This window comes from Aminobacter sp. J44 (genome assembly GCF_007829415.1).
GTDB lineage: Bacteria > Pseudomonadota > Alphaproteobacteria > Rhizobiales > Rhizobiaceae > Aerobium.
Window position 1 is genome coordinate 74,929 of record NZ_VLJG01000012.1, and the last position, 12,252, is coordinate 87,180.

At 64.2% G+C, this 12,252-nt stretch carries 15 protein-coding genes; 4 read left to right on the forward strand and 11 right to left on the reverse strand.

Translation table 11 applies throughout. From position 1 onward, the window contains the following. Nucleotides 1-12 precede the first annotated feature (12 nt). Both L610_RS06390 and moaB read left to right on the forward strand, forming a co-directional pair. Entirely contained in the window at nucleotides 13-879 is an 867-nt protein-coding gene (locus L610_RS06390; RefSeq protein WP_034329927.1) for a 4-(cytidine 5'-diphospho)-2-C-methyl-D-erythritol kinase, read from the forward strand. Between the two features lie 11 nt (nucleotides 880-890). Then, entirely contained in the window at nucleotides 891-1,448 is a 558-nt protein-coding gene (gene moaB, locus L610_RS06395) for a molybdenum cofactor biosynthesis protein B (protein WP_024848172.1), read from the forward strand. Here moaB and L610_RS06400 read toward each other — a convergent pair. Then, complete coding sequence (locus L610_RS06400) at nucleotides 1,445-1,945, reverse strand: glycosyltransferase (protein WP_144703552.1); 501 nt, start codon at nucleotides 1,943-1,945, stop codon at nucleotides 1,445-1,447. The two genes, moaB and L610_RS06400, sit on opposite strands and share 4 nt — an antisense overlap. 143 nt (nucleotides 1,946-2,088) lie before the next feature. On the opposite strand from L610_RS06400, the gene L610_RS06405 reads away from it, so the two are divergent. Then, on the forward strand, nucleotides 2,089-3,243 hold the full coding sequence (locus tag L610_RS06405; RefSeq protein ID WP_144703555.1) for a PA0069 family radical SAM protein: 1,155 nt from the start codon (nucleotides 2,089-2,091) through the stop codon (nucleotides 3,241-3,243). Nucleotides 3,244-3,381: 138 nt separating this feature from the next. Continuing rightward, a complete protein-coding gene (locus tag L610_RS06410) occupies nucleotides 3,382-4,059 on the forward strand; it encodes a ribonuclease HII (RefSeq protein WP_024848169.1) in 678 nt (225 codons plus the stop codon). A 180-nt stretch (nucleotides 4,060-4,239) separates the two neighbouring features. Here L610_RS06410 and L610_RS06415 read toward each other — a convergent pair whose 3' ends face one another. From L610_RS06415 to L610_RS06460, 10 genes are all read right to left on the reverse strand, one after another. Beyond that, nucleotides 4,240-4,719: a F0F1 ATP synthase subunit B gene (locus tag L610_RS06415; RefSeq protein WP_024848168.1), complete on the reverse strand. Its 480-nt coding sequence runs from the start codon at nucleotides 4,717-4,719 to the stop codon at nucleotides 4,240-4,242. Between the two features lie 4 nt (nucleotides 4,720-4,723). After that, nucleotides 4,724-5,299: a F0F1 ATP synthase subunit B gene (locus L610_RS06420; RefSeq protein WP_024848167.1), complete on the reverse strand. Its 576-nt coding sequence runs from the start codon at nucleotides 5,297-5,299 to the stop codon at nucleotides 4,724-4,726. 65 nt (nucleotides 5,300-5,364) lie between these two features. After that, nucleotides 5,365-5,592, reverse strand: coding sequence for a F0F1 ATP synthase subunit C (locus tag L610_RS06425; RefSeq protein ID WP_024848166.1), 228 nt, complete (start codon nucleotides 5,590-5,592; stop codon nucleotides 5,365-5,367). A gap of 65 nt (nucleotides 5,593-5,657) precedes the next feature. Further along, nucleotides 5,658-6,407, reverse strand: a complete 750-nt coding sequence (locus tag L610_RS06430; protein WP_024848165.1) for a F0F1 ATP synthase subunit A — start codon at nucleotides 6,405-6,407, stop codon at nucleotides 5,658-5,660. A 36-nt stretch (nucleotides 6,408-6,443) separates the two neighbouring features. After that, complete coding sequence (locus L610_RS06435; RefSeq protein WP_024848164.1) at nucleotides 6,444-6,845, reverse strand: AtpZ/AtpI family protein; 402 nt, start codon at nucleotides 6,843-6,845, stop codon at nucleotides 6,444-6,446. A 204-nt stretch (nucleotides 6,846-7,049) separates the two neighbouring features. After that, entirely contained in the window at nucleotides 7,050-8,228 is a 1,179-nt protein-coding gene (locus L610_RS06440; protein ID WP_024848163.1) for a cell wall hydrolase, read from the reverse strand. 190 nt (nucleotides 8,229-8,418) lie between these two features. Beyond that, a complete protein-coding gene (der, locus tag L610_RS06445) occupies nucleotides 8,419-9,855 on the reverse strand; it encodes a ribosome biogenesis GTPase Der (protein ID WP_144703558.1) in 1,437 nt (478 codons plus the stop codon). Nucleotides 9,856-9,875: 20 nt separating this feature from the next. Further along, the gene (locus L610_RS06450) at nucleotides 9,876-10,541 is read right to left on the reverse strand and encodes a tetratricopeptide repeat protein (RefSeq protein WP_024848161.1); all 666 of its coding nucleotides are present in this window, start codon (nucleotides 10,539-10,541) and stop codon (nucleotides 9,876-9,878) included. Nucleotides 10,542-10,656: 115 nt separating this feature from the next. Next, nucleotides 10,657-11,805: a YbfB/YjiJ family MFS transporter gene (locus L610_RS06455; protein ID WP_246658941.1), complete on the reverse strand. Its 1,149-nt coding sequence runs from the start codon at nucleotides 11,803-11,805 to the stop codon at nucleotides 10,657-10,659. A gap of 16 nt (nucleotides 11,806-11,821) precedes the next feature. Beyond that, a complete protein-coding gene (locus L610_RS06460) occupies nucleotides 11,822-12,178 on the reverse strand; it encodes an ArsC family reductase (protein WP_024848159.1) in 357 nt (118 codons plus the stop codon). Nucleotides 12,179-12,252: the final 74 nt, after the last annotated feature.

The following is a 12,252-nucleotide window of genomic DNA, read 5'->3' on the forward strand; positions in this document are numbered from 1 at the left end:
CGCATTCCCATCATGGCCGACGCGATTGCCGAACACGCCCCGGCCAAGGTCAACCTTGCGCTGCACATCACCGGCCAGCGCGCCGACGGGTACCACCTTCTCGACTCGCTCGTCGTGTTCACCGAGGCGGGTGACCGCATCACGGTGGAACCAGCTGATACCGACACCTTCACCATCAGTGCGCCATTCGGCGCAGGGCTGGACACCGGCCCAGACAACCTCGTCATCCGGGCGCGCGACCGCATGCGAGAGCTGACGGCCATCGCCGTCCCCCCTACCCCCGTCGCGATCCATCTCGAAAAGAACCTGCCGGTCGCCTCCGGCATCGGCGGCGGATCGAGCGATGCCGCAGCGACACTGCGGGCGCTGTGCCGCTTGTGGGGGATTTTGCCCGATTCGGAAGATCTCGACGCGATTGGGCTGAAGCTCGGCGCCGACGTGCCGATGTGCGTCAGAGCGCATACGCTGGTGGCTCGCGGCATCGGCGAGGAGATCGAGCCGGCACGCCTCCCCTCGCTGGCCATGGTGCTGGTCAACCCCGGCGTAGCGATTTCCACCCCCGCTGCTTTTCGCGCGCTTCAGCGCAAGGACAACCCGCCACTTCCGCCCGTGCCCGATGACGCCAGTTTTGAGGAAATCGTAGAATGGCTGGCGGGCTGGACCCGCAACGATCTCGAACCACCAGCCCGCAGCCTTGCTCCGGAAGTCGGCGAAACGCTTGATGCGCTGCGCGATGCAGGCGCGGCGCTCGCCCGCATGTCGGGCTCCGGCGCGACTTGCTTCGGCCTGTTCCCGAGCCAGGCGGAGGCGGAAGCAGCAGCCGCAAGGCTCGCGGCCGCTCATCCTGCATGGTACGTCAGGGCAACGCGCACGATCTAGGAGGCCAGGCCGTGGCACGCATCGACGAGAGCCGTCCGTTCATCCCCGTCGGCATTGCCGTCCTCACCGTCTCCGATACCCGCTCACTGGAGGAAGACAAGTCGGGTGCCACGCTTGCCGCCCGGATCGAGGAAGCCGGTCACAAGCTAGTTGCGCGCGACATCGTCACCGACGACATCGAGGCGATCCGCGAAAAGGTCGTCGCCTGGTCTAAGGACTCCGCCATCGACGTCGTCATCACCACCGGCGGCACTGGCTTCACCGGCCGCGACGTAACGCCGGAAGCGCTGGAGCCGATCTTCGAGAAGACAATGGATGGCTTTTCCGCCATCTTCCACCGCGTCTCCTACGAGAAGATCGGCACCTCGACGATTCAGTCGCGCGCGACCGGCGGCGTGCTCAACGCCACCTTCGTCTTCGTGCTGCCGGGGTCGCCCGGCGCCTGCCGCGATGCCTGGGACCACATCCTTTCGGCCCAGCTCGACTACCGGCACATGCCCTGCAATTTCGTGGAGATCATGCCGCGGCTCGATGAGCACCTGAAGCGCGGCGGCGGCAAGAGCGCCTAGACCACGGCCGGAACGATTTCGGCCGCGAGGATCCTCGAACGCGCCGCGCGCGCAATTGCCTGCGCCGATACATCGTCCGCCATTGCCAGCACGTCGCGGCGGGCAATTACCAGCCCTTCTTCCAGAGGCCGCCGGCGCTTGAGCAGCCGATCCAGCAATCCGCGTCGCGCATGACGCGAGCGGGTGAAACGCCCGGCGCCGCGCCCCGCCTCGACATGGGCTATCGCTGCCTCGATCCAGCCGTCCACCAACTTGGCGCCCGGCTCGACCAGAAGCAGCCATTCGCTCTTGGCGCGGCGGGCACCCGCCGCCACATCCGCACCTTCCAGGAAGCTGCAGCCGACATGCTCGGCAACCAGCTTCGTCTGGTCCGTCGATCCCCGATCGCAGACGATCACCTCGCGCACGACTCCCTCAACCGCAGCCGGCACCAGTGAGGTGAGCGTGCGCGCCAGAGCTTCCTCGTCGTTGTGCGTTTCGATCAACACGGACAGCATAGCTGCCCCAATACGCCAAACGCAGCGTCCGCACCAGACGGCGCGAACAAAGTTCTTGATTTGTTCTCCTCCGGAACATACGTTCGAACCATAGGAATGAATTCAGCGACGACGAGTCGTTTGCACGACACCGGGAGCGACGCATGGAACCGATCCGTCAGGCAGATGCAGCAGCCTTCGCACAGGGCGGCGCCGCGGCAGCCAACGCCGTGATTGACGAAAGCGGCCTGCGCATCGGCTTCGACCGCAGGCGCGGCCGCGCCGCCGGCGTCAATCCGACCGGCCGCTACGAGGCGCTGACCCGCCACGTCTTCGACGACGGCTGGAACACGCTCGAAGAGCTGCCGCCGTTCAAGACGACGGTGCAGGTGGAGCGTCCGCGCACCATCATCACCCGCAACGACTCGCCGGACATCTCCTTCGACCGCTCGATCAACCCCTATCGTGGCTGCGAGCATGGCTGCGTCTACTGCTTCGCGCGGCCGACCCATGCCTATATGGGCCTGTCGGCGGGTCTCCATTTCGAATCCAAGCTGTTCGCCAAGCCGGACGCGGCACGGCTGCTGGAGCGCGAGTTGTCGAAGCCGGGCTATGAGCCGAAGACCATCGCCATCGGCACCAACACTGACCCCTACCAGCCGATCGAGCGGCAGTGGCGCATCATGCGCGAGGTGCTGGAGGTGCTCGAGGCGCACAACCACCCGGTCGGCATCGTCACCAAGTCGGCGCTGGTCACGCGCGACATCGACATCCTCTCGCGCATGGCCGAGAAGGGTCTCGCCAAGGTCGCGCTGTCCATCACCTCGCTCGACCGCAAGCTCGCCCGGGTGATGGAGCCGCGCGCCTCGACGCCTCCGAAACGGCTGGAAGCGGTTCGCGCCCTGCGCGAGGCAGGCATCCCTACCTCGGTGATGATCGGCCCCGTGATCCCGGCCCTCAACGACCAGGAGATCGAGCGCATTCTCGAATCCGCGCATCAGGCTGGCGCGCGCGAGGCGGGCTACATCATCCTGCGCCTGCCGCTGGAGGTCGCGCCGGTCTTCAAGGACTGGCTGCTGCGCAACTATCCGGACCGCTACCGGCACGTGATGTCGCTGGTGCGCTCCATGCGCGACGGCAAGGATTACGACGCTGAGTGGGGCAAGCGCATGAAAGGCTCCGGCCCCTATGCGTGGCAGATCGGCCGCCGCTTCGAGATCGCCGCCAAGCGCCTCGGGCTCAACGCGGAGCGCCTAAGGCTTCGCACTGACCTCTTCAAGGCTCCGGGCGGCCCCGGCGAGCAGCTGACGCTGTTCTGATCCGCGGCCAGCCGCCTTTTCCAGTTCCGCTGGGGACCGCCGCACTGTCCTCGCACCAGCGGAAATCCTTCCGACCCTGCCCCTGGGCCACGGAAGGGCTTGCGGAGAATCGGAGCGGATGCCAGACATTCCCGCACAATGTCTCGTCTCGCTTCCGATTCTCCGACACTTTTCGACCTGCCCGTCAGGCCGGATTTTTCGTTGGAGATTTCTGCCCTCCGCGAAGGTTTTTGGCCGGTCGCCGGCACGGATGAAGCCGGACGCGGGCCGCTTGCCGGCCCGGTCGTCGCCGCGGCGGTCATTCTCGACCCCGACAACATCCCCGACGGTCTCGACGATTCGAAGCGTATGGATTCGGCCGAACGTGAAGCGGTCTTCGCCGAAATTCTGGCGCGCGCCGTGTCGGTCTCCTTCACGTCGATCTGCGCCCATTCGATCGACTGCGGCGACATCCGCAAGGCGAGCCTTGAGGCGATGCGCCGCTCGGTGGCAACGCTCTGCACGCAGCCGAAGATGGTTCTCGCCGACGGCCGCGACGTGCCGCCCGGCCTACCCTGCATGGGCCGCGCGGTCGTAAAGGGCGACCAGCGCTCGCAGTCGATTGCAGCCGCTTCGATTGTCGCCAAAGTCATGCGCGACCGCATCATGTGTCGCGTCGGCCAGCACGACCCGCGCTACGGCTTCGAGATCCACATGGGCTATGCGACCGCCCGCCACCGTACGGCGATCACCACCGCCGGACCGCTGCCGCGCTTGCACCGCCTTTCCTTTGCGCCATTCCGGCTGCAGCAGGAACTCGAGCTCACCGGCAGCTGACGCCGCGCTTTTTTCGCCTGTTCAATCGAGGATTTTCCTGGGGGCTTTCGCGTGCCCGGCGTTGCGTGCCTGAATTTACGGCGCAGCTTCGTCCCCGTTGCCTCCCCCTAATCAGCTCCAACCGCACAAAAGAAAAAGGCCGCCCGAAGGCGGCCTCGTTCATGTTCGGTTTGAAACCCGTCAGTTCAGCCGTGCCTTGACGTCTGCCAGGGCAGCCTGGAAGAGCGCAGCGTCCGTCTTGGTGTCGACGGATTCAGCGAGAAGCTTACCAGCCGCAGCAACCGCAATCTCAACTGCGCTGGTGCGAACTTCGGCAACCGCGTCGCGCTCGGCCTGAGCGATCTTCTGCTCGGCAAGTGCGGTACGGCGCGTGACGTACTCCTCGGTGCGGGCCTTGGCCTCGGCGACGAGGGTCTCGGCCTCATGCTTCGCAGCAGCGACAATGTCGGCCGCTTCCTGCTCGGCTTCCTTGCGCTTCTGCTGGTATTCGGCCAGCAGCTTCTTGGCTTCCTCGCGGAGCTTGCGCGCCTCCTCCAGCTCGTTGCGGATGCGATCCGCACGGGCGTCGAGGGACTTGGTGATCATGGCCGGCAGGCCAGCGAAGATCACCAGTGCGAGGAACAGGACGAGACCTACTGTTGCCCAGAATGTAGCGTCCATGATCCTAGCTCCTTACAGCCTTGACCGCGGCGGCGACGGCGGACTTGTCCGCAGCCGAGCCAACGAGCTGCTGCACGATGGCGGAAGCCGCATCCTCGGCAATCTGGCCGACGTCGCGCATGGCCTCGTCCTTGATCAGGGCGATGCGGGCCTCTGCGCCGGCGAGCTTGGACTCAAGCTCGGCCTCGACCTTCTTGCGCTCTGCCTCGGCGTCGGCCTTGGCAGCGTCGCGTGCCTGCTGGCCGATGGCGTTTGCCTTGGCCTTGGCATCGGCAAGTTCCTGCTCGTAGGCAGCAACCGCGGCGTCCGCTTCGGCCTTCATGCGCGCAGCTTCTTCAAGATCCTGCGCGATCTGGCCATTACGGGTTTCGATGATCCCGCCGATGCGCGGAACCAGCACCTTCTTCAGGAAGAGGTAGAACAGACCAAACGTGATCGCCAGCCACACGATCTGTGAGGCGAAGTATGTGGAATCGAACGGAGGAAACACACCGGTTCCCTCGTGCGTCTCGACCTCCAGCTCGGTCTGCAGCTGGTGATCGCTAGTCGATTCCTGCGCGAATGCAGGCGCCACAAACATGGGCTTCCCCTGTCAGAATTAAGTCGGCCGCGCGATGACGCAGCCGACCGTTTCAGCTTCTTGTCTTAGACGGCGAAGAGCAGGAGCAGAGCGATCAGCAGCGAGAAGATGCCGAGAGCTTCCGTCACCGCGAAGCCGAAGATCAGGCGGCCGAACTGGCCGTCAGCAGCTGCCGGGTTGCGCAGGGCGCCCGAGAGGTAGTTGCCGAAGATGTTGCCGAGGCCGAGAGCCGTGCCAGCCATGCCAAAGCAAGCCAGACCTGCGCCGATGTAACGTGCTGCTTCCGCTTCCATGTCAAACTCCTGTTGATTTCCAGATTGCGGTTTTCTGCGGGCGGCGGCGCCGCCGGTGAAAGGTATTAGTGGTTCGGGTGAACCGCGTCGTTCAGGTACATGCAGGTCAGAATTGCGAACACATATGCCTGAATGAACGAGATGAGGAACTCCAGGCCCGTCAGCGCGACCGTCATCAGAAGCGGAAGCACGGCGGTAGCAATACCCAGAGGACCAAGAGCGGCCAGCGACACGATGAAGCCCGCGAAGACCTTCAGCGTGATGTGACCGGCGAGCATGCTGGCGAACAGACGAACCGAGAGGCTGACCGGACGCGAGAAGAACGAGATGACTTCGATCGCCACAACCAGCGGCACAAGCAAACCGGGAACGCCGCTCGGCACGAAGAGGCCGAGGAACTTGAGGCCGTGCTTGTAGAAGCCATAGAGAATGACGGTACCGATCACGACAACCGCGAGCGAGAAGGTCACGATGATCTGGCTGGTGACGGTGAAGAAGTACGGGAACATGCCCAGCATGTTCGCGAACAGCACGAACATGAACAGCGAGAACACCAGCGGGAAGAACTTCATTCCGTGGGTGCCCGCCGAGTCGCGCAGCATATTGGCGACGAACTCGTAGGAGAGCTCCGCCATCGACTGGCCGCGGCTCGGAACCATGCTGCGAGCGCCGGTCGTGAAGTAGAGGAACGCGCTGGCGGCCGCGACGGTCGCGACCATGAACAGCGACGAATTGGTGAAGGAGAGATCGATCCCGCCGACCTCAATCGGAATCAATTTCGAGATATGAAACTGGTGGATCGGATCGTTGGCCAATGTCGAGCCCCTCGATTACGTCACGCGCCAACGGCGCTATTCATTTTCCTTGCGGCCTATCACACCCGGCTTCGGCTCGGCAATCTTGCCAGCCGCCCGCAGCACGTTCAGCACACCTGCACAGAAACCGAGAAGCAGGAAGATGATCAGCCCCCAGGGCGACGTGCCCGCGAGCCGATCGATCAGCCAACCCATCCCGGCTCCGACCGCCACCCCCGCGATAAACTCGCTGGACAGCTTCATCGCCTGGCCGAAGCCCGCCATGTCGCGGGACCCTGCCGATGGTTTCACCTTCGCATCGTCTGCCGCGCGGCGTGCCGCTATAGCAGCTTCCAGATCACGACCACGACGCTCAAGTTCTTCGTCGCGAACAGCCGGTTTTCCCGCTCCGCCAGGCTGGGCTTTGCCCTCGTCTTCTGGCCTGTCGAAACCGGCCATTACAACCTCCTGCCCGGACAGAACGTCTACCGTCTCTCCGCTTTTAAAGTCGCGCGCAACATAGTTAGGGCCCTCCCCCCAGTCAAGCCGGTGGATTCGCCATGCACGCCTGATATTCACCCAATAAAATCAGGAAATTAGGTATGTGCGACAATGCGCCTTGGCTGGCGCGGGGGCGGAATCAGAAGAATCCGCCCTCAATCGTCAGCTCCAGCCGCCCCCATAGGTGCGGTAGAAGATGTGGAGGCCGATCTTCTTCACCTTCTCCATCGTGCGCGCCCAGCCCGGCTTCACATACGTCGCGTGGTAGTGCGTGGCCGAGCCAACTTCAGGCAGGAAGACCTTGCCGGCGGTAACGGCCATGCCGACTTCCTGCGCCATCTTGTAATGACGGCGGTCGGTAATCTTCAGCTTGCGGCCCTCGCAGGCGAAGGAGAACTGGCAGCGGTTGCGCCAGTCCTTGTTCTGATAGACGACGCCGCAGATCGTGTTCGGGTAGGCCGGATTGCGGACGCGGTTGAGAATCACCTGCGCCACGGCGGCCTGGCCCTTCACGTCTTCGCCGCGCGATTCGAAGTAGATTCCTTCGGCGAGGCACTTCTGCTCCTTCTCGGAGAAGACCTCCGGCGGCAGCGGATTCTTCATCCACTCGTGGTCGCCCTCCCCTACCGGCGGAATATACCGCCCGGCATAGGGGTCCTGTTCTTCCTTCAGGATGCTCGCGAAGGGCGAGGCCTTGGCATAGTCCGGCTTCGGCGGCGCATAGGCGGTGGCCAGAATATCCGGCTTGTCGTTGTTGACGAGGTTGGCAAGGAACGCCGGAACGCCAGGATCGACCTTTTCGTCCTCGCGGACATGGAAGGCGCTGGCGATCTGGACTTCCTTGCCCGCGATCTCGGGTACAACGAAGGTCATCTTGATCTCCGGCTCCTGAGTTGGCGTCAGGAGCAGGCTGGTGCGTTCGAAGATCGACCCGGCGTTGAAGAATTTTGGTGGCGCGACCGGCGCGACATGAACGACACGCGAGCGCTTTTCCTCACGGTTGATCCGGTCCTCGTCGGGCGTGTCGGCAACTTCCGTCTTGCCGCGAAAGGCGACCTTGCCGACGCCGGGGGCATTGAGGCCGGCGCCTGAGATCGAGCCGGTAGCGGTATCGTCGGTGAAGCGCATCTCGGCCGCATGGACCGATCCGGCTGCGGCCGCTTCGACATAGCCGTTCCACCGGGCACCCGACGTTTCGAGGCCGGCGATGTAGCTCGCCATGTCCTGATAGGAAAGATGGGTCGGCGACGCGATCCAGATGCCGAGGCCGACCAACAGGGGGGCAGCAAGGGAACGCGATCCGGCGCGGGGTCGCCCGCGCTTAGCCTCATAACGCAACACCGGTACTCTCCACTCACGCGACTGAGTGGAAAATTTGCGGCATTAACCTTGATGGTTGGTTAATTCAGCCGGACACGGGCGATCACATCGGCCATTACACAGCGTCATCTTGCAGTCGCCGAAGTGCCGTAACGAAAACGGGGACGCCTGAGCGACCCCGTCTTCTTCAAAAGCTTGCAGTAATGAACCGCTATCGCTTCTTCGCCTTACTGGCGAATGGATTGTCCGGCGCGCGCAGAACCATGCGGATCGGCACACCCGGCATGTCGAACGTGTCGCGCAGCCCGTTCGTCAGGTAGCGGATGTAGGACTGCGGCATCGCGTCCGGCCGCGAGCACGACAGGACGAAGCCCGGCGGGCGCGTCTTCACCTGGGTGATATACTTCACCTTGAGGCGGCGGCCAGCGACCGCCGGAGGCGGATGATGCGCCAGCACGCCTTCGAGCCAGCGGTTGAGCTTGCCGGTGGAGACGCGGCGGTTCCAGACGCGGTGCGTCTTCTCGATCGCCTCCATCAGCTTGTCGAGGCCCTTGCCAGTCTCGGCAGAAACAGTCACGGCCTGAATGCCGCGCACCTGCGGCAAGAGCCGCTCGGTCTTCTCGCGCAGCTCGGCCAGCAGCTCCTGGCGATTCTCGATCAGGTCCCACTTGTTGAAGGCGATGACCGGCGCCCTGCCCTCGCGGATGATGAGGTCGGCGATCTGCAGGTCCTGTTTCTCGAACGGGATCGTCGCGTCGAGGACGATGACGACCACCTCGGCGAAGCGAATCGCGCGCAGACCATTCGCGACAGACAGCTTTTCCAGCTTTTCCTGCACGCGCGACTTGCGGCGCATGCCGGCGGTGTCGAACAGCTTGATCCGGCGGCCGCGCCAGTCCCAGTCGACCGAAATCGAGTCACGCGTGATGCCGGCCTCGGGGCCGGTCAGCAGGCGCTCCTCGCCGAGGAAGGCGTTGATGAGCGTCGACTTGCCGGCGTTCGGGCGGCCAACCATCGCAATGCGCAACGGCTTGGTCGCGTCATATTCGGGAACCGACTCGTCATCCGGATCGGCAATGTCTTCGCCGACCAGCGGTTCGCCGGCAGCCCTTGCGACTTCCTCGTCTTCTTCCTCATCGGCAAACACGCGCTCGGCACCCAGCGCGTCGACGATTGCCTCGCGCAGGTCCGGCATGCCTTCGCCGTGTTCGGCCGAAATCGGGATCGGCTCGCCAAGGCCAAGCTCCCAAGCCTCCAGCATGCCGCCCTGGGCACTGCGCGCCTCGGCCTTGTTGGCTACGAGCACGATCGGCTTGGATGTTCGACGGGCGATGTCGGCAAAGGTGCGGTCGTCGGGGACGATGCCGCTGCGCGCGTCGACGACGAAGAGGATCAGGTCCGCCTCGTCCATCGCCAGCTCAGTCTGCGCACGCATGCGGCCGGCAAGCGAAGCCGCATCCGCGTCCTCGAATCCGGCGGTGTCGATGACGTCGAAGTTGAGATCATACAGCTTGGCCGGATGGACGCGGCGGTCGCGCGTGACACCCGGGGTGTCGTCGACAAGCGCGAGCTTGCGGCCGACCAGCCGGTTGAACAAGGTGGACTTGCCGACGTTAGGCCGGCCAATGATCGCTACGGTGAAGCTCATTCGAGGCCCCTCCGGGGCGGTCAGGATGCAGATCCCGAACCGCGGATCAGCTCGGACATCATTTCTGCGCGACGGCGAAGGTTCATCGGCGTCGCTTCATCTTCGGTAATCTGGTCGAACAGGGTCGCCGCATCCGCAGCGCGGCCCTCTTTCCATGCAGACAGCGCCAGCGCTTCGCGTGCCGAATGGCGCAGAGCGTTGGTGTCGGCCGTGAGCGGCTCGACGCGCTGGGCAACCTCGGCATAGGTGCCGTGGTCGACGAGGACGAATGCCGCTCGCAGGCGCGCCATGTCACGGATCGACGTCGGAACCGACGTATCGGCTGCAACCGCATCGAAGCCGGCAACGGCGCCCTTGAAGTCGCCGGACTGGGAAAGCAGCGTTGCCGTGCGCAGGCGGGCCAGCACCGGGTAGGCGCCATAGCCCTCGGCCTCGAGCTTCTCGAGCGAAGCCTTGGCCTCGTCGGTCTTGCCCTCGCGGGCCTGCGCCAGCGCCTGCAGGTAGATGTCGCCCGAGGCATTCGCCTTGTTGGTCGTCCAGTGATCCCATGCCACGAAGGCTGCAGTGCCAACAACGATCGCGATCGCCCCGCCGATAATGTACGAGCCAAAGCGATCCCACAGAGCCTTCGCCTGGTCCTGGCGAAGCTCGCTGTCTACTTCACGAAAGAAACTGTCGTCGGACATTGTTCACCGGCGGCGTTGGAGATGCTCGTGTCGGGAATGACGATCCCGACAGCTTTGGCATGCGTTTTAGCTGAAAATTGGTCGCATGGAAGGCCTGATCGGAAAAAGGCGGCAGTCAGCCGCGCCTTCCCACGACCAAAGCGGCTGCAACAAGGGTCGCGGCGGCAATCAGCGACGCGAATGTAAACGTTCCCGTCCGGTCGGTGATGAATCCCGCGACGACCGGTCCGATGATCTGGCCGAGGCCGAAGGCAGCGGTCATCAGCGCGACCGCCCGGCGGGGTGCGGCGACGGCAATCTCACGCGCCACCTGCAAACCAAGCGCGGTGATCGCCACGAAGGTACTGCCAAGCAGAACGCCGCCGATCAACGGGCCTGCATGCCCGCCGATAGCGACGCTCGCAATGACACCCAGCGCCTCGACGAGACAGGCAAGCGAATATGCGGCGACGCGACCAGTCCGTTTGGCGATCAGGTTCCACACCAGAACCGAGGGGATGATCGCCAGCCCGGTGGCACACCACACCAGAGCCTCGAACAGCGAGCCCATCTGGCCCTGGCGGACGATGGCAACGAGGAAGGTTGCGGTGACGATGTAGCCGAAGCCGAACAGGCCGTAGCCGACGATGATGCGTACCATCGCGGGCGTGCGAGGCAATGGTGGCTCTGCCTGCACACGGGTTGCCGAAGCGGGTTCGCGATCGATCAGAAGCGCGACGGCAACGAAGCCCACCGCGGCGAGGATAGCAGCCCAGATCCAGCTCGCCTGCCACCCCGCCTGAGCAACGCCGAGTGCCGCGATCATCAGCGAGGAGGTGGCGATGCCAACGCCGACGCCGCTGAAATGGACAGCCTGGAGATCGGGGCGGCCGGCCTTTGCCAAACGCCCGAAGACGATCGTCGACAGGAAAACAAATGCGAACGCGCTCGCAAGCCCCGCCAGGAAGCGGATGACGAGGAAGGCGGGAACGTTGCTCGTATATGCCATCGCGCCGGTGAGTATCGTGGTCGCCAGCAGGCTGAGCAGCGCCACGGGATATTCGCGCCCCTGTCCCCAATTGCCGGCCGCGAGAAACGCGCCGAGCAGATAGCCCGCATAATTAGAAGACGCGATCCATCCCGCGGCGGATGCCGAAAGCCCCAGCTCGTCCATCATGCCTGGCAGGATCGGAGTGTATACGAAGCGGCCGATGCCCATGGCCACGGCCATGGTCACCATTCCGCCAAGGGCATAGATCAATGGGCTGCGGCCTGCCTTCGCCATGATGCGGCAGCCGGACTCAGGCTGCCGTTCCGAACAGCGCCGCGTACTGCTCCGGCTTGAAGCCTATCTTGATCGCGCCGTCCTTTTCGAGAACCGGGCGCTTGATCATCGACGGCTGCGCCAGCATCAGCTCGATGGCCTTCGCCTCGTCGAGATGCGCCTTCTTCTCGTCCGGCAGCTTCTTGAAGGTCGTGCCGGCCTTGTTCAGCACCTTCTCCCAGCCGGCGGCGGCGCACCACCGCTCAAGCTGCTCGCGCGCAACGCCCTTCGACTTGTAGTCGTGGAAGGCGTAGTCGACGCCATTGTTCTGCAGCCAGGTGAAGGCCTTCTTCATCGTGTCGCAGTTCTTGATGCCGTAGATCGTGACGCTCATAGCCGCTGGTCCAGATTGTGATGTTTCCTGATAGCGGCTGCCCGGCAGGATTGCACCGGGCTAGGTCGCATTTC

What these genes read in the sequence shown, in the direction of transcription:
- L610_RS06390 (WP_034329927.1), top strand. Translation starts at nt 13, where the DNA reads ATGGCCGACGCGATTGCCGAACACGCCCCGGCCAAGGTCAACCTTGCG.
- L610_RS06400 (WP_144703552.1), bottom strand. Translation starts at nt 1,945, where the DNA reads ATGCTGTCCGTGTTGATCGAAACGCACAACGACGAGGAAGCTCTGGCG.
- L610_RS06405 (WP_144703555.1), top strand. Translation starts at nt 2,089, where the DNA reads ATGGAACCGATCCGTCAGGCAGATGCAGCAGCCTTCGCACAGGGCGGC.
- L610_RS06410 (WP_024848169.1), top strand. Translation starts at nt 3,382, where the DNA reads ATGTCTCGTCTCGCTTCCGATTCTCCGACACTTTTCGACCTGCCCGTC.
- L610_RS06415 (WP_024848168.1), bottom strand. Translation starts at nt 4,719, where the DNA reads ATGGACGCTACATTCTGGGCAACAGTAGGTCTCGTCCTGTTCCTCGCA.
- L610_RS06420 (WP_024848167.1), bottom strand. Translation starts at nt 5,299, where the DNA reads ATGTTTGTGGCGCCTGCATTCGCGCAGGAATCGACTAGCGATCACCAG.
- L610_RS06425 (WP_024848166.1), bottom strand. Translation starts at nt 5,592, where the DNA reads ATGGAAGCGGAAGCAGCACGTTACATCGGCGCAGGTCTGGCTTGCTTT.
- L610_RS06435 (WP_024848164.1), bottom strand. Translation starts at nt 6,845, where the DNA reads ATGGCCGGTTTCGACAGGCCAGAAGACGAGGGCAAAGCCCAGCCTGGC.
- der (WP_144703558.1), bottom strand. Translation starts at nt 9,855, where the DNA reads ATGAGCTTCACCGTAGCGATCATTGGCCGGCCTAACGTCGGCAAGTCC.
- L610_RS06450 (WP_024848161.1), bottom strand. Translation starts at nt 10,541, where the DNA reads ATGTCCGACGACAGTTTCTTTCGTGAAGTAGACAGCGAGCTTCGCCAG.
- L610_RS06455 (WP_246658941.1), bottom strand. Translation starts at nt 11,805, where the DNA reads ATGGCGAAGGCAGGCCGCAGCCCATTGATCTATGCCCTTGGCGGAATG.
- L610_RS06460 (WP_024848159.1), bottom strand. Translation starts at nt 12,178, where the DNA reads ATGAGCGTCACGATCTACGGCATCAAGAACTGCGACACGATGAAGAAG.